Below are 21,611 nucleotides of genomic sequence, written 5' to 3' on the forward strand. Positions count from 1 at the left end.
ATAGATAGTCTAGATGGAAGCTCATAACGGTAAATGTATTAGTAGGTACATTTTACACCATAAACTCAGGAGAGCCGAATTAAGTTGCATTTTTCTTGCAATTCCTTGCTTTTTCCAAACAATTCTGCTAAGCCTGTCAGGTTTTTAATGCGATCGAGCCTGGCCATCGAAAATAAAGGGCGCTTTTGCGGGTCGTCGAGTTTTCCAAAGACTTGTTCGGGGTCTTCCAGGGTAAAAAGTAACTCGTTGAGCCGATCGCGATCGCCTTGCACCCTGTCTTCTATCCGCGTGTAGGGAAAGTACACGCTTTCGTTAACTCCCGGCGGCACTACGTTGAATTTAGGGCTGAACAGTTCAATGCCGTTGACGACGTGGTACAAATCCGGCATGGTAAAACAATTGTAAGATTCGTACTGCCCGACACTATCGGCTTTGCCCACAATCTCTTGATAGGTGCTACTGACAATACAATTAGCCGCATTCATGGCAATTATATCCGCAGTAAATTGCAGTGCAAAATGGTATTTTTCCTCAGATTCTTGCCAATAAAGATTGCTGAATAAATATTTAGATTTTTCCAGGGCGTGGGCAATATTGCACTGAGTAACTTTGAGCTTTCTCGATAGCAAAAATGCTACTAAATTGCCGTCGGAATAATTGCCAATAATTAAATCTGGCTTGCCATGAAACTCAGCCAGCAGTTCTTTCTCTGCATCGATCGCATAAGTTTCCAAATAAGGCCAAATCTCGAATCTCGAAATCCAATTTTGAGTCAGTTTGGGATTGAACTCGCGGAAGGGAACCCGCAAAATCCAAGCATTTTCGGTGCCGTAAACTTTTTCCAAACGTTCGTTGCAGCGCGTGCCGTCGCTGTTAGGAATTAACCTGGTGAGAATAATTACTTTAGGTTTTACGCCTAAACTATCGAGACCGGCAAGATGAATGTCTTCTTGCAATTGTTTCTCTAGATTCTTAGCTTGATCGAGGACATAAACTACCTGGCCTCCCGTATCCGGCCGCCCCAAAACTCCTTCTTGGCCGAACCAGCCGTGAGGAGAAACTAGGACAATGTTGAAAATCATCGGGATGCGAGAAATAAATGCTTCTAGGGTTTGCGGATCGGGGGAATCAATTAATTCGTCAAGAAGTCCTAGGGTTTCATGCACGCGGGCGGCGGTATTTCCCCAACCTGCCTCGAAACCCATCATTTGCAGAACTAATCGAAATCTTTCGTAGGGTTCTTCTTCAGAAAGTTCGCTGACTAAGGTGAGGGCTTTTTTGACTTGTTCTGAAAGTTGTTCTTGGGATTTTATGCGATCGTTAATTAGTAATTGTACGCCGTTGTATCGGTGAATGCCCAAGAAATTAAATAGAGTTTCCTGCGATTGTGTGGGGTCTTGAAACAGTTTGCTGGACAGGTATCGGTTGAGGAATTGCACTCCTTTGCCGATGTTTTTGGGGTCGCGAATGGAGGGGGAATAGTCGTAAAACGGGCCGAAATCTAGTTCGAGGATGTCGCCTTCTTGGGGGTGAAAATGGTTGACGAAGCGATCGCGCACGTCGAGCAATTCTTGCACTGTCATCTGCTCAACAGTCAAGTCGTCTGCAATTCGCAGTATTTCCATTGTAGCAATTTTTGGCCGCAGCAGGACGCAAAGACTGCCATCTTCGAGAATAATTTCCTGAACGTAGTAAATCAGTTTGCTTAAAAGAGAAGATTGATGGAACTGTTCGGGCTTTTCGTATTTGGTGCAGTAGGCGGCAAAAGCGTTAACTATGTCGTTTCGCAGTAAATATTTGTTTCCCACAGCGCGTAAATCGCTGACAAACTGACGCAAGTCGGTTTTTTCGTCGCTGGCGATAACAGCCTGAAAGAGTTCCGACATACATACTCCCTTATTTAAGACTTTTGATTTGCGCTGTGAAATTAGGCGATACTCAAACAGTATCGCCATTTTTTTAGGGGGCTACTTTTTTTACGTCATTTTAAAGTCTGCAATCTGAACTTGCTATCCCTCAAATGACATAAAATTCTCCGTATTTGTGGCGAATGTAACGGACAAAGGGATCGATACTTAAAGGTGAACCGGTAACGCGATCGATCAATTCGACGGCGGTGTATTTGCGGCCGTGCTGATAGATATTTTGTTTTAGCCAGTCGTGGAGTACGGTAAAATTGCCACGTTCTATTTCTACGGGAATTTCAGGATTGATTTTTACTGCTGTTTCGTAGAATTGAGCGCTCATCAAGTTGCCGAGGGTGTAACCTTGGAACATTCCGCCGATCGTACCGACATACCAGTGAACATCTTGCATAGCGCCTTCGCTGTCGGTGGCGGGGACAACGCCGAGGTCAGTTTTATAGCGTTCGTTCCAGGCTTCGGGGAGATCCCGCACTGCTAGTTTTCCTTCTACCATTGCCAATTCGAGGTCAAAGCGGATGGCGACGTGGAGGTTGTAGGTTACTTCGTCAGCGTCGGTGCGGACGAGCGATCGCGAGACTTTGTTAATTGCGCGGTAAAATGCGTCTGGGGATACGTCGCCCAACTGCCGCGAAAATAGGCTTTGGAGTTGCGGGTAAAAACATTCCCAAAAACCGCGGCTGCGCCCGACCAAATTTTCCCAAAGTCGCGACTGACTTTCGTGCACGCCGGAGGAAATGCCGCCAGCCAGAAGCGTGCCTTCAAATTCCGGGGAATTTCCGAGTTCGTAGAGGGCGTGTCCGGCTTCGTGGATGCTGCTGAAGAGTGCTTGATCCAGGTGATCTTCGTAGACGCGGGTGGTGATGCGCACGTCGTCTATGGAGAAGTTGGTCATGAACGGGTGCAGGGTGGTGTCTTGCCGTCCCCGCTGGAAGTCGTACCCCATGCGTTCTACGACTGTGCGGGTGAATTCTAGTTGTTGGGATTCTGGGAAGTTTTGGTGCAAGCAGGAGTCGTCGGCGGGAGGTTGGGAGGTGATGGCTTCGACTATCGGCACTAATTCTTGACGCAGTTGGGCGAAAAGCGGGCGCAGCAAAGATACTTTCATGCCGTAGTCGCTGCGATCGATCAAAGGATCGGCGATATGTTCGTATCCGGGGAAAAAGTCGGCGTACTGCCTGCTTAATTCTAGGGTTTTTTCGAGATAGGGCTCGACGGCTGCGAAGTTGTTGGCTGCTTTGGCTGTAGCCCAAGCTTCGTAGCAGTCGGCTTGGTGGCGGCAGAGTGCGGACATGAAGGCTGCGGGGACTCTGGCGGCGCGATGGTAGTCTCTGCGGGCGATGCGGATCAGGCTGGCTGCGGTGGAGTCGTAGGGGAGGGTTTGTTCGTAGAAACGCAAGTCTTCTAGGAGTTCGCCAATTTTGGGGTCGGTAAATTTTTCGTGGGATATTTGTTTGAGTGTGGCCAACTGGCGGCCTCTGGCACTTGCACCTTTGGCGGGCATATAGGTTGCTTGATCCCAGTGCAGCAGGGACGAGGCTGATTCGATGTCGGTAATTTCTCTGAGGTGGGCTGCGAGTTGAGCGAATTTTGCTTGAGTTTTGTCTAGGGTTTGCATGATTGGGGTTTGTGGTGCTGTTTTTCCTAAAAAGGTTGCAGTGCGGCATCGGTATCCATCAATCATTGCTACCCTGAAATCAAGCTAAAAACCGCACTTCTTCCCGTATTGTACGCAATTTCGAGTCATTTTTGCACAGTTTCCGGTATTTGTTCGGATTGAGTTCGATCGCCTTTGACAGGTTTTCGATCGCTTTGTCGGTGATGGTTGCTAAGGCTTCGGGGCTAAGAGTGCGATCGCCTGCTTGTTTTTCCAGGGCGTAAACGCAAGCTTTTTGATAGTACAGGTTTGGATCGTCGGGGTTGAGTGCGATGATTTTATCGTAGGAGGCGATGGCTTCGGTAAATCGTTGAATTTTTTTGAGGGCTACGGCGCGGTTGTACCAGGCTTCGGTGTTGTCGGGCTCCAACTCTAGGGTTTTGTCCCAAGAAGCAATTGCTTCTTCAAAGCGTTGTAAGTTGGCGAAGGCTAAGCCGCGGTTGTACCAGGTTTCGCTGTCGTTTGGCTTGAGTGCGAGGGCTTTGTCCCAGGATGCGATCGCTGCTTCAAATTGTCCCATTTGTGCGATCGCCGTGCCGCGTTTGTTCCAGGCTTCGGGGGAATTCGGCCGCAGTTGCAGGGTTTTGTCGTAAGAGGCGACGGCTTCCGGGTAGAGTTTTTCGTCGGCTAGGGCTAAGCCGCGGTTGTACCAGGCTTGATGCAAGTCTGGTTTGAGTTCGATCGCTTTGTCGTAGGATGCGATCGCCCCTGTATTTTGGTCGGATTTTCTGAGGGTAAATGCTTTGTTGTACCAAGCTTCGCAGTAGTCTGGTTTGATGGCTATAGCTTTCTCGTAGGAGTCGATCGCTTCTGAGAATTTTTCTAAGCTGACGAGGGTGTTGCCGCGGTTCGTCCAAGCTTCGTGGTAGTCTGGCTTGATTTCGATCGCCTTTTCGTAGGATGCGATCGCTTCTGAGAGTCTGTTGAGCTTCCGCAAAACGTTGGCGCGATTGTACCACGCTTCTGGATGGTTGGGTTTAATTTTTATAGATTTGTTGTAGGCTGCGATCGCTTCTTCTAGCTGTCCCAATTTTCGGAGGGCTACGCCTTGGTTGTACCGCGCTTCATAAAATGTTGGTTCGAGTTCGATCGCTTTTTCCCAGGATTCGATCGCAGCTTGGAATCGTCCCATTGCTTCTAGGGCGTTGCCGCGATCGAACCAAGTTTGAGGGTTTTGGGAGTTGAGTTCTATGGGTTTTTCCCCAGGAGCGATCGGCTTTTCTATACTAGCTAATTTTTGCAAGGGGTTTTACCTCATTTTCTGTTAAATTGATTCTTTTCTTTTTTATATGCGATCTTTTTCGCCTGTGAGTGCTTTCGATCGATATTATTTGGTTATTTATCGCAATTTTACAGGATTTTGGGAACTTTTTCATTTTTTTTCATTATAATTCTAGAGCAGGGATTTGTAGGTATAGATTAATACTATTTTTTTGGCTGATTGCGTAGAAAAGAGGAAAGGGCGATCGGGCTGACAGGATTACGTTAAAAGCACAAATAACCGCGATCGCCAGAAACCCGATTTCTCAAACAAACCAGTTTCTTAGCATTTATTCGTTAAATGCTATCTGGATCGATGTTCAATTCGCGCAGTTTAGCAGCTAAACGTTGAGCAATTTGATTTGCTTGTTCGGCTCTTTGATCTGCTTGTTGTAGGCGCTGACGATCTAATAACCTCTCTTCTTCTAATTCCCCATAGGAAAGAAACTTTTCTCCATTAGGTCGATAAATTTCTAACCCATCTTCTCCCAACTCAAATCGCACACCTAATCTCGGACTAATCCATCCCTCCATCGGCTCAATTACTTCTAAATCTCCCTCAATTCTTTGCCAACCTTCCAACTCATTTCTTTCTGGATCGTAAAGGTAATACTCCTCAACTCCATGACGCTGGTAAAATGAAAGTTTCTTATTCATTTTAGTGTTGCTGTCGTTGTGGGAGCGAATCTCAAAGACGACTTGAGGGCCAATATTATCCTCTCGATATTGTATGTAGGAAAGGCGATCGCCCTTTGGCCTCCCAAATATCACCATCGTATCAGGTGCTTGAGAAATATCTGGTCTCCCCTCAACGGGATACCAGAGTAAATCGGCGGCTACAAAAACGTTTGGGTCATCTTTAAACAGCGATTCGCAACCTTCTTTGATTTTGACAATTAATTCGTATTGAATTGTGCTTTCTGCCATTGGTTGACCGTCGCTGGAAGGATAAATGATTTCTTGGGTTGTGACTTGCATAGTAGTTGTCTCCGAGAAGTATCTAATTCAGGACTTACGCATGAGTGGCCAGAAACCGGGTTTTTTACGAAAAGACGCGTTACAACTCCCAGATTCGGCAAAAACCCGGTTTCTTTCGTCTGAGCCTGTAAGTCGTTTAAGTTTAATTGTACTATTTTTGAAAGTGCTTGTAAGCTTTTTAGAATCCAGATTTAGCCAGGAAATCTGGACTCTGTTTATCTATCCTTGAATCAAGGCTTGAAACCGAGTATGCGATCGAATGCTGTCAAAATCCGAGTCAGTTTTTGCCATCTCTCGGTATTTGTCAGGATTCAGATTGATCGCTTGCTGCAAATTCTGAATCGCTTGGTCAATCTGACTATGTAACGCATAGCAGCAAGCTTTATTATAAAATGTTGCGTCATCATCTGGTTTGATTTCTAAGGCTTTGTAGAAGGAGGCGATGGCTGCTTCTAATCTTCCTAAATTACCCAGTGCATAGCCCCGATAGTTCCAGGATTCGTGAGAATTTGGTTTAATTTCTAATGCTTTGTCGAAGGAGGATATCGCTTCTTCCAATCTTCCTAAATTACCCAGCGCAATGCCCCGATAGTACCAGGCTTCGTATGAATCAGGTTTAATTTCTAAGGCTTTGTCGTAGGAGGCTATCGCTTCTTCTAATCTTCCTAAATTACCCAGTACATTGCCCCGATTGTTCCAGGCTGCTTGTAAATCAGGTTTAATTTCTAAGGCTTTGTCGTAGGATGCTATCGCTTCTTCCCATCTTCCTAAATCATCCAGTGCAACGCCCCGATTGTTCCAGGCTTCGTATGAATCTGCTTTTAATTCTAAGGCTTTGTCGTAGGAGGCTATCGATTCTTCCCATCTTCCTAAATTACCAAGTGCCGTACCCCGATTGTTCCAGGCTTCCTGTTTATCTGGTTTGATTTCTAAGGCTTTGTCGTAGGAGGCTATCGCTTCTTCCCATCTTCCTAAATTACTCAGTGCATAGCCCCGATTGTTCCAGGCTTCGCATGAATCTGCTTTTAATTCTAAGGCTTTGTCGTAGGAGGCTATCGCTTCTTCCCATCTTCCTAAATTACCCAGTGCAGGGCCCCGATTGTTCCAGGCTTCGTATGAATCTGCTTTTAATTCTAAGGCTTTGTCGAAGGAGGCTATCGCTTCTTCAAGCCTTCCTAAATTACCCAGCGCAATGCCCAGATTGTACCAGGCTTCGTGATCCTCTGGTTTGAATTCTAAGGCTTTGTCGAAGGAGGCTATCGCTGCTTCTAATCTTCCTAAGTTACCCAGTGCACTGCCCCGATTGTTCCAGGCTGCGTCGTCATCTGGTTTGATTTCTAAAGCTTTGTCGAAGGAGGCTATGGCTGCTTCTAATCTTCCTAAATTATACATTGCAGAGCCCCGATTGTTCCAGGCTTCGTAATAATTTGGTTTTAATTCTAAGGCTTTGTCGAATGAGGCGAGGGCTTCTTCCAATCTTCCTAAATTATACATTGCAAGACCCCGATTATTCCAGGCTGCGTCTGTATCTGGTTTGATTTCTAAGGCTTTGTCGTAGGATGCGAGGGCTTTTGCGTATTCTTCAGCAGAGTCATGCAATAAACCTTGTTCAAAAAACAATCCAGCTTGTTGTTCGGGTGTTTGCCCATCCTCATCAATTAAAGATTGAATCCTCACCAGTTCCCGTTTCCGTTCTTGGGGAGTCAAAGCTAGATAATCTTCTTGCTTCCATCTTTCCCAACAAGCTTGCATTGATTCTAGTTGCAGCAGTTCTTTATCCATTGACAACTTAAATAAACTCGATCGCCAATCAAAGAAATCAGGTGCCCGCTGAATAAAATAATCAATAGCAAACTTAGGCAACAGAAAAACAAAACAGATTTTAAAATTATCTCGAAATCGTTCTCGCTGCTGGTTTAAATTAATTAAAACAGGCGGCACTCCCCGCCAACTGTAAGAGTAAATATCATTACTTTCCCAGCCGATATCCTTTTTCTCTTGTTCGTATTCATAAAGTGAATATTCTAAACCTTGGACAAAGAGGACATTGATGCGATCGCGATTTGGCAACTCTTCAATTAGATTGTAAAAATCATAAACCGATTCCTTCAGCCGCAAAACCTCAATTTTTTGCTGCGGAATATCTCTTTTAACTCTAGCAATCCAGCGTTCTCCCTGCGCCGGCGAACACTCCACAAATAACAAGCTAAAGCCTTTTGTCCGCTTGATAGTGCGTACCAAATCTCGATATTCTTCCTCCGGTTCTGCTGGTGGTAAATCTTCGTCCCAATCAATTACTTCTGGTTTCATGGCTGAAGTAGTGCGACTGCTTCCTTAAATTCCTGAATGCCTTTAATTAGCGGGTGAACATCATACCAAGGCTGCATTTCTCCTTCATCGTCATAGTATCTGTATTCCAAAATACAGCGACTAAATAGCAAATTGCGGTGCTGTTCGTCATTCAGTATCCGACGAGAAAGAGATACTTTTGCTAAAATAGACCATTCATTTTGTCCGGCAGTTTTGCGGTAGACATCTCGCAGGTTCGTAATTGCCCTTTTCGCTGCTTTCGCAGTAATGGGCAAATTATCCGTCTTCTTGATAGCTTCTTGCATCATCAACATCAAATTCCTGACGTGACCTCCACTCATCAAACACAGCCCTTCTAGAGTTTCTGCGGTGTCAAAAAAATCTGTTTCTAAAGATAAATGCGGATCAACTTGTTTTACCCGCTTCTCAATCAACTCTTTCATTTTAGCAAGTCCCGGCGGGTGAACTTCACCGTCGGGTTTGCGTACCATAATCATCGGTAGCACTTGGGGAGGATTGCTATAATTATTGCTTAAATCAGCAGCGCGGTTAGAATGCACCATCGAAATCGGTACGGTGTAAACTACGTGACATTTTAAAGCTTTGAGTTGTTCGCTGCGGTCTAAGAAAATTTCATCGAGATTGCTACGTCCCCCTAGGTCTTTGGAAAACGGCACAATCCGATCTAAATTATCGGCTATCACAACCAGTTTTGAATATTTGCTGGGCAATTTATTTTTAGCATTGACAATAAACTCATTCAACGCATCAATCAGCGTTAATGTGTAGGGATTAACTTTTTCTCGAATTTTTTGGCGCAAACTCGGTTCGTTTCTCACATTCGCCGTCAGTTTGGCAAACTGAGAAATTTGCATCTCTAAGTTCAATGTTTCAAAAGATACTTCTGACAGGGCTAAATCTTTTAAATCGTTCCAGCGGCTTTCCATCCAATCGCGCAAAGGTTTTGGGTCAGCATCTTTAATTGCTTCTAAAAAGTGCCTGGTGCAAGCGAGCAAAATATCTGTATATTCTGTATCTTCGGGATTGATATCTTGTTCGTCAGCAGCGAAATAAACGACAAAATAACCTTGGTTTTTTAGATGATCCTCTAGGCGCAGCAATTCGGTTGACTTTCCCGCCCCCCGGTGTCCGGCGTATAACTGATACTGATAAGTCATCTGTTTGGAACGCTGAATGTTGCGGCCCAAGTCTAGGGTAATATTGTCATCTCCTCGCACTTCTTGACAGTCAACATATTGCGGGTCGCCTGCGGGTAATGGATAAAATGGGTTAAAGGCATCGGTGAGGTCTGTTAGTAGTTGTTCTGTATTTTGAGTCATAATTTTTTTTGGTATTTTTGGTTTTTTATAGGCTCAACCGCAGATTTAAGGCAGATGAACACGGATAAACCCAGATAATTATAAGAAGAGCGATCGAATCTATGCAAAAGGCTGGGTGCACATCGCGCACCCAACAATCACTACTTTTAAGCTTGATATTTTTTCAGAATAGCAACTTTTTCGGGGAAGATTTCGATCGCCATTTTGTCATCATAACGAGTCGCGAGCGATCGCCTCACCTCGCCCAAAAACAGCGGCTGCGACAGCCCTGGTTCAGGATGTACAACTGTACGAACCCGGATTGTCATGTAGTCTCTTCCCCGTCCCGATCGCCCTGGAGAGTACAAATCCGCAGCCACTTGCTGCATCGTTGCTTCTAACTCGGATTCGGTAATCGTCGGTGGCACGGTAACTACTGTTTGAGCGCCGCCTGTATCGTAAACTAAAGAATAGCGAACCGCACCCGGAATTTCTGTGCGAGTAAATAGTCCCAAACCCAGACCGAATATACTTGCAGCGACTACGCCCATAAAGCTTGTCACTCCTACCAATCGGAAGCGAAAACCCCATTTGAAGATAAAAGCCAGCACTGTCACAACAGCCAAGACTGCTGTCAGAATTCCCGCCCATTGGGCGTACATTAAAAGATTAGAATTTACGTTCATTTGATAATTTGTTGACTGTTGACTGTTGACTGTTGACTGTTAACTGTTGACTGTTGACTGTTGACTGTTAACTGTTGATATTAGTTATCGATACCCGATGCCCAATGCCCAATGCCCAATGCCCAATGCCCAATGATTAATTAAGCCTTTCGGCCCACAAGCAGATAAGTCATCATATCGCCTTTGCCTTTCACCGGAATCACGCCGCGCTCCTCAAAAACGTACTTATCCCGCAGCCGCTCGTAGGTAGCAACTGTCACCTGAATGCCGCCGGGGACGCCTTGAGATTCCATCCGGGAAGCTGTATTTACCGTATCTCCCCACAAATCGTAGGTAAACTTTTTAGTACCGATTACCCCAGCTTCCACCGGGCCTGTATGAATGCCGATGCGGATACTGAGTGACCGATCGCCCTTAGTGCGCATATTAGCAATTGTCGCTTGAATGTCGATCGCCATTTCTGCGATCGCCTCGGCGTGGTTGTCGCTGGGCCTCGGCAAACCGCCAACCACCATATAAGCATCGCCGATCGTCTTAATTTTCTCAAGTCCGTAGCGATCGGCCAACTCGTCAAAAGCCGAAAAAATCTCGTTGAGCAACTCCACCAACTGGGCCGGCGACAAATGAGCCGAAAGCTTGGTAAAACCGACCAAATCGGCAAACATCACTGTTACATCAGCGAAACTGTCGGCGATCGTAATTTCCCCTTGTTTGAGGCGCTGCGCGATCGGGCCTGGTAAAATATTCAGCAGCAAACGCTCGGACTTTTCCTTTTCCTCGGCCAACTCCCGTAAATACGTCTGCTCCTTATCCCGCAGCCGCTTCTTTTCCAGACAAGCACTAATCCGAGCCTTGAGCAAAACCGGATTGAAAGGTTTAGAAAGATAATCCTCCGCCCCCAATTCAATACAGCGGACAATACTGTCGATATCGTCCACTGCCGAAATCATAATCACCGGGATGTGGCGCAAATTCTCGTCCGCCTTCAGACTTTCGAGCACTTGATAGCCGTTCATTTGCGGCATCATAATGTCGAGGAGAACCAAATCAAAAGGCTCGCTTCGCATCATTTCCAGAGCTTGGAGACCATCTTCAGCAACACTCACCGCGTGGCCTTGACGCTGAAGTCGGCGGGCCAGCAAATCGCGGTTCACCTCATTGTCGTCAACAACCAGCACGCTGCCCTCGTCACCTTTCATGTCATAGCCTCTTTTAGAAGCATTTCAATCTTACCCAAAAGTCGGGGAAACTCGACCGGTTTGGTGTCGTAGTCGTCGCAGCCGGCGGCCAGACACTTTTCACGATCGCCCGCCATCGCGTGAGCCGTCAAGGCAATCACCGGAATCGTGCTAGTTTCAGGAGCAGCCTTAATTTGCTGGGTTGCTTGCCACCCGTCGAGAACCGGCAGACTCATATCCATCAGAATCAAATCCGGTACTTTCGATCGCGCCATCGACACCCCCTGAGCACCGTCAACAGCAATAAAGACCTCGTGTCCCTTGCGGGCCAGACGCCTAGAAAGCATATCCCTATTCATTTCGTTATCTTCGACCAACAGGATTTTAGCCATTGGTGTTCTCCTTGCCTTTCGAGTCGTACCTGCGATCGAGCCTGTCATTCACTATAGAGCGAACATCGCGCAGCAAAATATCGCAACTGTAGACTCCCTTTTGCAGCACTCGATCGACATAGCCGTTGAGCTGCTGGCTTTCGGCGGTCGTCAGGTCTTTAGCAGTAATCACCACAATCGGTATAGGATCTCCAGAATGCGACTTGCGAAGTTCGGCGATCAACTCAAAACCATCCATTTCTGGCAGCATCAAATCCAGCAAGATGAGGTGCGGGCGAGAAACTTCTAGCTGTTCGAGAGCACCGCGTCCGCTGTCAGCTTCCGCCACTGCCCAGCCTTTTTTTTCTAGTATGCGCCGCAGTATTTTGCGCGTGGTATCGTCATCTTCCACAACTAATATCTGACAGGGCAAGCTGTTAGCCGCAACGCCGTCTTGGTCGCGTCGGTACTTGTTCAACAAGGCAGCCAGCCGTTTGCCGTCCACTGGTTTGGTGAGGTAGTCCGAAGCGCCCAATGCAAAGCCGAGGCTTTTGTTGCCAACAAAGGATAGCAGGATTACGGGAATGTCGGCAAGGTCAGGATCGGCCTTCAGGGCCGAAAGCACAGCCCACCCGTCCATTCCGGGCATGATCACATCGAGGGTAATCGCGTCCGGCCGCAGTTGCTTAGCGAGTCTGAGAGCTTGCTCGCCCCCGCCGGCGACTTCTACGTGCAGTCCTTGGCGAGCGAGGGCGCGCTGGATCAAATCCCGCGAGATCGGGTCGTCGTCAACTACCAGCACCGTGCCGACACCGGAGGCGCAGGGAGAGCTAGTGCTGTCGCGGACGTTGTTGGGGATTTCCGGGTGTTTGATGGCGCGGGGTAAGAGTACGGTGAAAGTGGTGCCGGAGCCCGGCGTGCTGCTCGCCTCAATGCTGCCGCCCATCATCTGACAGAAGCGCTGGCTGATAGCTAATCCCAAACCGGTGCCGCCGTACTTGCGGGTAGTCGAGGCGTCAGCTTGGGTGAAAGGTTGGAAAACTCGCTGCAATTGCTCTTGTGTCATGCCGATGCCGGTGTCGGCGACGCGGAAACTTAAAAATTCGGAGTTGGAAATTAAAATTTGGGAAGATTCCTCTTGATTTTTCATTCTTAATTGTTCATTTTTAATTGTTTCGACTCCGATCGCAATTCTCCCGTTTTTGGTAAACTTGGCAGCGTTGCTGAGCAGATTCAGCAGCACTTGCCGGACTTTGGTCATGTCCGCGTGCATGGTACCGAGGTTGTCGGGACAGTAGAATTCTAGGGTGTTGCTGTTTTTTTCGACCAGCGGCCTCGCCGTGGCGACTGCGCTTTCAATTAAGGCATGGATGTCGAAGGTTTCTAAGTAGAGATCCATTCGGCCTGCTTCAATTTTAGAGATATCTAGAATGTCGTCGATCAGGGACAGCAGGTGTTTCCCTGCGTTGCAGATTTTTTCGAGGTCGGGGACGGATTCGCAACTGCCCAATTCTTCGGCTTCTTCTTTGAGCATTTCGCTGTAGCCGATGATGGCGTTGAGGGGCGTACGCAGTTCGTGGCTCATGTTGGCGAGAAATGTGCTTTTTGCCCGGTTGGCTGATTCTGCTGCTTCTAGGGCCGACTGCATGGCGGATTCTGCCTGTTTGCGATCGGTGATGTCGGTGACAGTGCCTTCGTAGTATAAAACGCTGCCATTTTCGTCGCAGATGCTGCGGGCGTTTTCGGAAATCCAGATCGTGCTGCCGTCAAGGCGGTATATTTGGGATTCAAATTTTGACACTTGGCGGCGCGCGGCCAATTGCGCCACAAATTCGGCGCGCCGATTGGGGTTAACGTAAAGTTGGCGGTTGATATCTGTGAGTTCGGCTAGCATTTGGCCGACTGTTTCGTAGCCGTAAATCTCGGCCAGTGCGGAGTTGGCGCTGAGGTAGCGTCCCTCCGGGGTTGTCTGGAATATGCCTTCGACTGCGTTTTCAAAGATGCTGCGGTATTTTGTTTCGGCTTGTCTCAAGGCTAATTCTGCTTCTTGGCGTTTTAGGGCATTGGCGATTGTTTCTCCTACTATTTTTAGCACGGTGGATATTTCTTCGATCGATTCCCTACCCTTCGGGAACTCCTGCGGGGAACGGGATAGCTTCGCTTCACGACCTGCTGCGGGTTTGCAAGTGTCGAATCCGAGAAATCCTACGAGGTTTTTACTGCAAATTAGGGGAATAATTATCAGCGATTGCAGATTTTTTTGAGGTTGGTTTGATTCTGTGTTTGGGGAATTTGCGATCGAATCTGTTGAGGCGGTTGCTGTTTGATTGGCCCAGAGGGATGGGGAGTCTGTCAGGAATTCTGCGGCATTTTTGCCTGTCAAACAGGCAATTTCGGCTTTGGCGGAGGGCGGGAGGAGGCCGATTTCGGGGACGTGGAGGCATTCGGCGCGATCGAGCTTTTGGGCGATCCAAGGGATTTGTGCGAGCTCTATTTGTTTGTCTGCGCTGTCTTTTTTTATTGCGGGAATGCCGTCGGCGCACCACTCGTAGGTTTTGTCGGCGCGGGTTTTGTCTTCAGATAAGAGGTAGATGTAACTGCGGTCAAAGCCGAGGAATGTGGCGATTGCTTCCAAGACTCGATCGATGTTTTTGTCTATTTCCGATCCGGGCTGGCCGATTAAATCGGTTGACAAACTGGCAATCAACTGATTGAATTCTACTCGATACTGCAAAGATCGTGCTACTTTTTGGCGATCGGTAACGTCTCGAAAGCTCCAGACTCGGCCGACTGTGTTCGCTCCGACTTTTGAGGGTAACGAATTTAATTCAAAAATTTTTCCGTCTTTAAATTCTAATAAGTCGCTGATTTGAGTATCTGGATCTGCCGACACTTTCATCGCGTTTTCGAGAAATCCTTGGGGGTCTTTTAATTGTTCCCGGGCGTTGGGAAATCCTGTTTCGAGCAGTTTTTTGACAGTGCCGAAGGTCGATCGGCTCAACTTTCCTTGGCTCGCGGACAAACCCCACATCTCGACAAATTTCTGATTATAATTGCATACATTGCCGTTTCTGTCAACCGCGAGAATTCCAGCATCTGTAGATTCTATAACTGCTTGCAGCATCGAGATCGATCGCTTGTGTTCTCTAATGTCAAAAAACACCAAGACTGATATTTCGCCACCCTCAACTGCGGGATTGAAAAAATAGGAAACTGGTAAAATCTTGCCGTCGCGGCACAGAAACCCGTCGTCCCAATTGCTGCAAGGTTGACCGGAGGCGATCGCCTCTTGTAAAGATAGTGTAGGTGCGATCGGCCTATCTTCACTTTTACTTACTCGATCGGTCAAAACGTGGGATTTCTTGCCTTTGTTTTGCTTCCCGATGCGTTCTAGCAGCGAAACGCCTGCAAGTTCCGACTGTCGCCACCCCAGCAAGCGTTCGGCCTCTGGATTCACCGAGAGGACAAACCCCTTGGCGTCAAGGATACACAATCCCGCCCCCAAACTGTTGACAGTTGCCCGCAGTCGATCGATTTCTGAAGCTGCTGGAGAGTCTTGAGGGGACTGCCGCGAGTGGGTTAAATCTTTTAGCGCCCCCGTCTCGGAGTTCAAACAATCCTGCTGCTGAAGTTCTTGCTGACTCGGAACTCCGTCATAGCTACAACTTACCTGCTCTAAGAATAGCTGCCACTGCTGTGCAGTAGGAGGGGGAGATTCGCCGGCTAAACCAAGCTGTTCGAGTTGGCGCTGGAGGTGGGGGTGCATATTTTCTGGCGCTTTGTAGGCAACTTTCTACAGTATATCTTTTTAATTAATAATATATATAGGCAGCTATAGGGTTAGTGGAAAGGTAAAGGTACGCGAGCAAAGCAAATCACAGGTTTTATCGAAAAGCCGATCGATCGTCTCTGGTATCCCAAATCTTTCCAACTGCGCTAATTATATTGATTATCAGAACTTTTAAGGCTTGTCAACAAATCAATAATCTGAATGTCGGCAGCACCCTCAAAAATAATATCCTCTTATCAAGTGAACTTACACTCAAAACTTGGGTTGCTGCCTTGCACTCGCTCGCGGGACGATCGCACTGTACTGGAAAAATTATTATTCCGATGAAGCGGAAACAATTTCAGGACTTTTCGTACTTACTGCAAACTTAATTATGGTTAGATACCACAACATCATATCATACCTCTATCTTAGCCAAAAAATAGTAAAAAAATGAGTTAATAAAATGTGATAAATTATAGCAACCGTGTCCGAAGGTTAGGACGTTCTTAATGGCTAAAAGATGAGTTATTATATTGCTTCTGCCTTCTGCATTCTGCCTTCCATCCGTTACATCCCCTACATTGCTCGTTGCCGAACTTCCTTTTGTTAGAGGTTAAAAATCTCCATATCGGTTAGCAAAAGAATCAGCAAATTGCGGAGGCTAATAAATTTGGCAGTTTCCGACGACAATAACAACTGTAAAAAATAGCTATTTATCAGACTTTTCGGTTGAGATCGAAAGGTCGGTGAAAATAGCTGGCAGCCGAATTGTAAAAGTAGAACCTTTATCCAACTCGCTGAATGCAGTAATGTCTCCGCCCATCATTTCGCAGAATTTCTTAGTAATCGTCAGCCCCAAACCAGTGCCGCCGTACTTCTTAGTAGTTGAGGAATCGGCTTGCGTGAAAGGCTCGAAGATTCGGGCTAACTGTTCGGGACTCATGCCAATGCCGGTATCTTTGACTGTAAAAACTATCCAATCTTGAGCGGAAGATAAGAGAGACAAGCTATTTTCAGCTTTGCCACCTCCTGTATGCGCTCCAAGTCTTTTGCCTCTCGATGCCGCCTCGGCGGGGGTTTCGACGGAGCGGGTAACGGCGAACGCAATCGCGCCGGAGGAAGTAAACTTCGAGGCATTGCTCAGGAGGTTGAGCAGGGACTGCCGGAGTTTAGTCAAGTCGGTCTGCATCGAGCCAATATCCTCGGGGCATTGTATTTCTAGGATATTGCTATTTTTGTGTGCCATCGGCGCGATCGTGGCGACTACTTGCTCAACCAAATTTAAAATGGTGAAGGTTTCGACGTGCAAGTCGGTGTGGCCTGCTTCAATTTTGGTCAAGTCGAGAATATCTTTAATCAGGTCTAGTAGGTGCTTGCCGGCGGTGTTAATTTTCTGGAGGTCGTCTATGAACTCTTCGGCACCGAGGTCTCGGGCGTCTTCTTGCAGGATCTCGCTGTAGCCGATGATGGCGTTGAGGGGGGTTCTGAGTTCGTGACTCATGTTGGCGAGAAAAATGCTTTTGGATCTATTTGCAGCTTCGGCGGCTAATGCGGCCCGGCGGAATTCTTCGGAACGCAAGCGTTCGGTGATGTCGGTGGTCATGATTAAAACGCACTGAGTGCTGCCGAGGTCGATGAGTTCCCCTGACAGCAGCCAGTCGCGCACTTCGCCGGCTTTGGTGCGAATTTTGATTTCTTGGTTGCCGATCGAATTTTGTTCCTGTAACATCTGGGCGAGCCGCCGCCCGTCTTCTGAATTAATCCACATTTGTAAGTCGCGGGCGGTGCGGCCGATAAATTCGTGCCGCAGCCAGCCTAATGAGCGCAAAAAGCTTTCGTTGGCATCGAGGAAGCGTCCGTCTGTGAGGGTGCAGATGCTGATGCCGACTGGGGAGGCGTGAAAGGCCTTGGAAAATCTTTCTTCTGAAGAACGCAGGGCGGCTTCGGCTTGCTTTCTGTCTGTGATGTCTTGGACGGTGCTGGTGATGTAGAGCGAGTTGACGGCGGCTTGTTCGTAGACTGTGCGGTGGCTGCCGTCGGGGAGTACGAGCCTGTAGTCGATGCTGTAAGGCTGTTGCTGAAATAAAGCGGCTTCGATCGAGGTTTTGACTAATTCTCTGTCTTCGGGGTGTACGTATTCCAAGAAGGCTTCGAGGGTGGGTTCAAAAGTTCCCGGCCGCTCTCCCAGGATGCGATAAATTTCCTCTGACCACCGCAATTGCTGGGTGTTGCGGTCTAAGTCCCAGTTGCCTAGTTGGGCGATGCGTTGGGCGTTGGCGAGGCTGGCTTCGCTGGCGCGCAGGGAGGCTTCTGCTTGGTGGCGTTCGGCGACGGTGGCGGCTAAGACTAAGCCGGTGACGGCGATGACGGCGATGAAGGCTTGGAGGGATAACAGTGCTTGGGGGATGCTGCTGGCGTGTTTGAGAAAGGGGCCGCTGCCTCGGGCTATGCCCCAGATGGCGAAGCCGCAGAGGATGAAGTTGGAGAGGGCCGTGTAGCGCTGGCCGAATCGAAAGGCAGCCCAAACTACTAGGGGAAATGGTAAGTATTCGAGGGGATAGCGGGCGTAGGCGGCGCGGGTGCGCGAGCAGAAGACGAGCCAGCCGACTGCTAGCAGCAGCAGCAGCCAAATCGCTCGTTCCGCAATCTGTTTGGGACGGGTAGGAACTTTGGGCAATTTGCGCCACGTCAGCAGTAGCGGGGCGACGAGCAAAATTCCCATAGCGTCTCCTACCCACCAAGTCCCCCAAATCGTGCCAAAATTGCTCCAGCTAGATAAACCGGTCAGGCACACGAGGATGCTGCCGATGCTGGAATTGATCAGGGTAGAGCCTAATGCTGCTAGCACGACTATTCCTAAAACGTCTTTGAGCCGATCGAGCCCGGCGCTAAAGTTAATGTTTTGCAGCAGATAAGTTCCCGTCCACGCTTGCAGGGTTCTGGCGCTCGCCGAGATCAAGGCTGTGCCGATGTTGGCCGACGGTACGCTCATGCTGAACAGGAAGCCTCCGATCGCGATTCCCGGCCACAGTTGCCGCCCAAACAACAGCAGGGCGACTTGGGCAATTCCTGCTGCCGGCCACATGGGGTAAATTTCTGAACTGAGGGTGAGGGTGGAAATTGCGAATTGCGACGCCAAATAGTAGATCGGGGCGATCGCGCCTACTGCGAGGAAGTACCGCCAGGAATGTCCTTTGATTGCGTTAAGGAACTTTGTCTGCATTGTCGTTTGGGGAAAAGGTGGACGGTTCTTGGGGTCTCAGTAGGCGGCACCCGACAGGCACAGGGTAGGAAAAATGTTTCTATGAAGTGATGGTAGGTCATGAGTGGTAGATAGGGGGAGAACCTTTTGAGCTAATTTTTTGTGACAGTGTTGAGGGTTCGGTTTTTTTTTGCTGTGCGATCGCATCTGTGCATGAATTTCGGGAGCATCCCTTTTTTGCCAATATATCTGTCATGGCTAAGCATTCGGTCTGTTAATTTTGGGTTTTTGTTAAAGATTTATTACCGAGCGACAGCGAGTGTCTTTTCGCGTCGGGGGGTAGCAACTCGATTTAACCTAAGATATTGCACCATTCTCGCTTAAGAGATCCGACGGCCTGTTCCACAAAGAGTAAATTTTCTTGTGTGGTGGGCAGGAGATACCGCCTGTAAAAAGCCTGTTGAAAATGGTACAATATATCAGTTTAACTTCACATCTTGAACATTTTTCAATAATACCTAAAAAACCGATAACAGGGACGCCAAATCTCAGCTTTCAGGTAAGCCAGAGGCAAGAAACCAAGATGATGACTAGATGTGCAGGCGGGAGCGATTTTAACGGGATTTTTAACCAATTAATCGAAGTTTCAAGTCGGGCGATCGAATAAGCGTGAAAACGGAGAATTTTCAGCAAAAATTTGTGATTTTCCCTTCTCTATTTCCCTTTTGCTGTTGCATCTAAGGTTAGTGTCAAACGCTCTTGAGCTTCTTTAAGGGCGTCTTGGGGGTTGCGGCCGAGAAGGGTTGCTTCTATGGCGCGGCCGAGGTTTTCTGACAGGCGGGAGTAACCTGAGATAATGGGGCGCGATCGGGCCGAGTTCATTTGTTCTAAAAATACTCGCAAAACAGGGTTTTTTTCCACAAAGCTTTGATAAGTTTGGCTCTGTCTCGATTTTAAGTTAATTGGCAAGTAACCTGTTCCCAATGCCCATGCTGTTTGGAATTCTTCACCTAGAACGTATTCTAAGAATACTAGGGCTGCTCGCTCTCGTTCTGGGGAGGTTTTCATTAAAAATAGGTTTTCACCCCCAACGACGGCTGCGGGGCGCGATCGGGCGGGTATCGGCATCACTGCGTAGTCGATCGGGCTTTGCTGCAATTGTGCTAGCGTCCACGGCCCGGTGATTTGCATGGCGACTTTGCCGGCGATGAAGTTTTCGAGTTCGTAACCGCGTTCGGGTGCTGACAGTATTGCTGAACCTTCTTTTAACAAGTCGCTCCACAATTCTAAGGCGGCGCGAGAACCGGGATTGTCTATTTGGGGTACCGGAGTTTGAGGTGTTTCGGCTTTGAGTTCGCCGCCTGCGCTGAACATGAATGGCAGCCAGGTAAATACTGTCCATTCTCCTTTGCCTAGGGGGAGCACTATGCCGTGTTGGTCTGTGCGGCCGTCTCTGTTGGTGTCTCGCGTGAGCGATCGGGCTGCTTGCTTTAATTGCGCCCAATTCTGTGGCACTTCTTTGATTCCTGCGGCTTTAAATAAGCTGGGACGGTAAAATATGGCGGCGTTGTTTGTCGCTAGGGGAATTGACCAAGTGTGTCCATCCAGTTCCATTGACTCGAAGAGTGACGGGTCTATTTCGGCTTTCCGGGGCGATTTATCGAGCCACTTTTCTAAGGGTTGAATTGCGTTGAGTTCTGCGAGTTTTCCGGTAATTGTGGGAACATTCCACAGCAAATCGGGCGGCGCATTTCCTACTATTGCTGTTAGTATTTTTGGCAATTGTTGGTCTGGCTGACCGATGTAAATTTGTTCTACTTGGATTTTGGGATGTGTTTTATTGAATTTGTCAGTGAGGGTTTTAAATACGTCGCGATTGGGCGGGGGATTGATGCCGTGCCACAGGGTGATTTTTATTGGTTCGCCGTTTTTGGATGCGGGTGCTGTGCTGTTTTGACAGCCGCTTAATATTAGCAAGCTTAAAATTAGGAAAATGCAGGCTGTACGTTTGGCTTGCAGTCTATAGTGAAGTACAGATATCGGGTAGGGAGACGGCACTGCCGTGTCCCTACTGTATTTCATCGGGTAGGGAGACGGCACTGCCGTGTCCCTACTGTATTTCAGAGAAGGGAAAACTGCTACGATCGCATTGTGTAGCTGTTGCGGAATTGCTGTGGCTAATTTAGATAACATCATTTTCAAGCAACGCGGATAATTACAGGGTGAAACGAGCTAAATTTAGAAAATCTGCTGGTAGCTGATTTGTCTCTCCTTCCGAGGTATTTTGGGAACAAAACTGTGCAAGCTCCTGCTCCTAGTTTATCTGGTAGCCACATCCGAGAGCAAGGAATTTCTGTCAAGTGCGATCGATATTTTTCTAAATAAGGAACTCTAACAGTCGAAACTTTGGGGAATTTGCTTAAAATCCCTTCGCTGACTTGTTCATTTTCTGCGGTTTAATAGGCGCAGGTCATGTAAGCAAGATAACCTTGCGGCGCGACAATTTTAGCAGAATTAGCTAAGATTCTTTTTTTGGCGGTTGGCATTGCTTTTGATGGTAACACGATCGAAGCATCCAGGTGCTTTGTCTCCTTTGGCTAAGAATCATTGAACCGTACAAGGGGAGTCTGCTATTACTAATACTAATTCTCAAAACTCATGCAACAGTAGCTGTAGGGTGCGTCGCCCTCAAAAATCTTAAAGAATATCCACAATCTTTGAGCAACGCACCTTACACGAGCGGGTGAGCGCAAACAAACCCACACTCATCATTGTTGCTTTCTGGAGGCGAGAATTGGTATAAATTAGCAGTTTGCGGTATCTTTTCTGCGAGTATTTTTGAATCGAGGTTCGCGGCAGCGCATGGTTTAATTTGGCAGCGTTTTAAGTTGGAAATTAGCATTCCCATGCGCTTGCCTGTGACTTCGTTGCATAAGAGCAATTATGGGTTTAATGT

The 21,611-nt window shown here is 47.8% G+C and carries 12 protein-coding genes; all 12 read right to left on the reverse strand.

The window, feature by feature from the left end:
* Nucleotides 1–65 precede the first annotated feature (65 nt).
* The 12 genes from QUA02_RS01885 to QUA02_RS01940 all read right to left on the reverse strand — a co-directional run bounded on the left by QUA02_RS01885 (nucleotide 66) and on the right by QUA02_RS01940 (nucleotide 20,851).
* Nucleotides 66–1,886: a sucrose synthase gene (locus QUA02_RS01885; protein WP_333024851.1), complete on the reverse strand. Its 1,821-nt coding sequence runs from the start codon at nucleotides 1,884–1,886 to the stop codon at nucleotides 66–68.
* 130 nt (nucleotides 1,887–2,016) lie between these two features.
* A complete protein-coding gene (locus tag QUA02_RS01890) occupies nucleotides 2,017–3,540 on the reverse strand; it encodes a carboxypeptidase M32 (RefSeq protein WP_333025097.1) in 1,524 nt (507 codons plus the stop codon).
* A 79-nt stretch (nucleotides 3,541–3,619) separates the two neighbouring features.
* The gene (locus QUA02_RS01895; RefSeq protein ID WP_333024853.1) at nucleotides 3,620–4,822 is read right to left on the reverse strand and encodes a tetratricopeptide repeat protein; all 1,203 of its coding nucleotides are present in this window, start codon (nucleotides 4,820–4,822) and stop codon (nucleotides 3,620–3,622) included.
* Between the two features lie 314 nt (nucleotides 4,823–5,136).
* Nucleotides 5,137–5,817, reverse strand: coding sequence for a Uma2 family endonuclease (locus QUA02_RS01900; RefSeq protein WP_333024855.1), 681 nt, complete (start codon nucleotides 5,815–5,817; stop codon nucleotides 5,137–5,139).
* A 219-nt stretch (nucleotides 5,818–6,036) separates the two neighbouring features.
* On the reverse strand, nucleotides 6,037–8,127 hold the full coding sequence (locus QUA02_RS01905) for a tetratricopeptide repeat protein (RefSeq protein ID WP_333024857.1): 2,091 nt from the start codon (nucleotides 8,125–8,127) through the stop codon (nucleotides 6,037–6,039).
* On the reverse strand, nucleotides 8,124–9,467 hold the full coding sequence (locus QUA02_RS01910) for an ATP-binding protein (protein WP_333024859.1): 1,344 nt from the start codon (nucleotides 9,465–9,467) through the stop codon (nucleotides 8,124–8,126). The genes QUA02_RS01905 and QUA02_RS01910 overlap by 4 nt, the downstream gene beginning before the upstream one ends.
* A 146-nt stretch (nucleotides 9,468–9,613) precedes the next feature.
* The gene (locus tag QUA02_RS01915) at nucleotides 9,614–10,132 is read right to left on the reverse strand and encodes a Ycf51 family protein (protein ID WP_333024861.1); all 519 of its coding nucleotides are present in this window, start codon (nucleotides 10,130–10,132) and stop codon (nucleotides 9,614–9,616) included.
* A 140-nt stretch (nucleotides 10,133–10,272) separates the two neighbouring features.
* Nucleotides 10,273–11,331, reverse strand: coding sequence for an adenylate/guanylate cyclase domain-containing protein (locus QUA02_RS01920; RefSeq protein WP_333024863.1), 1,059 nt, complete (start codon nucleotides 11,329–11,331; stop codon nucleotides 10,273–10,275).
* Nucleotides 11,328–11,702 (reverse strand): response regulator, encoded by a 375-nt coding sequence (locus QUA02_RS01925; RefSeq protein ID WP_333024865.1) that lies wholly within the window; start codon nucleotides 11,700–11,702, stop codon nucleotides 11,328–11,330. The genes QUA02_RS01920 and QUA02_RS01925 overlap by 4 nt, the downstream gene beginning before the upstream one ends.
* Nucleotides 11,695–15,447, reverse strand: coding sequence for a response regulator (locus tag QUA02_RS01930; protein WP_333024866.1), 3,753 nt, complete (start codon nucleotides 15,445–15,447; stop codon nucleotides 11,695–11,697). Before QUA02_RS01930 ends, QUA02_RS01925 begins: the two co-directional genes overlap by 8 nt.
* Nucleotides 15,448–16,162: 715 nt before the next feature.
* A complete protein-coding gene (locus QUA02_RS01935; RefSeq protein WP_333024868.1) occupies nucleotides 16,163–18,676 on the reverse strand; it encodes an MASE1 domain-containing protein in 2,514 nt (837 codons plus the stop codon).
* A gap of 693 nt (nucleotides 18,677–19,369) precedes the next feature.
* A complete protein-coding gene (locus QUA02_RS01940) occupies nucleotides 19,370–20,851 on the reverse strand; it encodes an ABC transporter substrate-binding protein (RefSeq protein WP_333024870.1) in 1,482 nt (493 codons plus the stop codon).
* Nucleotides 20,852–21,611 lie beyond the last annotated feature (760 nt).

The sequence above is a fragment of the Microcoleus pseudofavosus SVA1_A4 genome, assembly GCF_036700565.1.
GTDB lineage: Bacteria > Cyanobacteriota > Cyanobacteriia > Cyanobacteriales > Microcoleaceae > Microcoleus.

Coding starts and splice junctions, on each gene's coding strand:
- QUA02_RS01925 (WP_333024865.1), bottom strand. CDS start 11,702: ATGGCTAAAATCCTGTTGGTCGAAGATAACGAAATGAATAGGGATATG.
- QUA02_RS01915 (WP_333024861.1), bottom strand. CDS start 10,132: ATGAACGTAAATTCTAATCTTTTAATGTACGCCCAATGGGCGGGAATT.
- QUA02_RS01885 (WP_333024851.1), bottom strand. CDS start 1,886: ATGTCGGAACTCTTTCAGGCTGTTATCGCCAGCGACGAAAAAACCGAC.
- QUA02_RS01920 (WP_333024863.1), bottom strand. CDS start 11,331: ATGAAAGGTGACGAGGGCAGCGTGCTGGTTGTTGACGACAATGAGGTG.
- QUA02_RS01910 (WP_333024859.1), bottom strand. CDS start 9,467: ATGACTCAAAATACAGAACAACTACTAACAGACCTCACCGATGCCTTT.
- QUA02_RS01930 (WP_333024866.1), bottom strand. CDS start 15,447: ATGCACCCCCACCTCCAGCGCCAACTCGAACAGCTTGGTTTAGCCGGC.
- QUA02_RS01905 (WP_333024857.1), bottom strand. CDS start 8,127: ATGAAACCAGAAGTAATTGATTGGGACGAAGATTTACCACCAGCAGAA.
- QUA02_RS01935 (WP_333024868.1), bottom strand. CDS start 18,676: ATGCAGACAAAGTTCCTTAACGCAATCAAAGGACATTCCTGGCGGTAC.
- QUA02_RS01900 (WP_333024855.1), bottom strand. CDS start 5,817: ATGCAAGTCACAACCCAAGAAATCATTTATCCTTCCAGCGACGGTCAA.
- QUA02_RS01890 (WP_333025097.1), bottom strand. CDS start 3,540: ATGCAAACCCTAGACAAAACTCAAGCAAAATTCGCTCAACTCGCAGCC.
- QUA02_RS01940 (WP_333024870.1), bottom strand. CDS start 20,851: ATGATGTTATCTAAATTAGCCACAGCAATTCCGCAACAGCTACACAAT.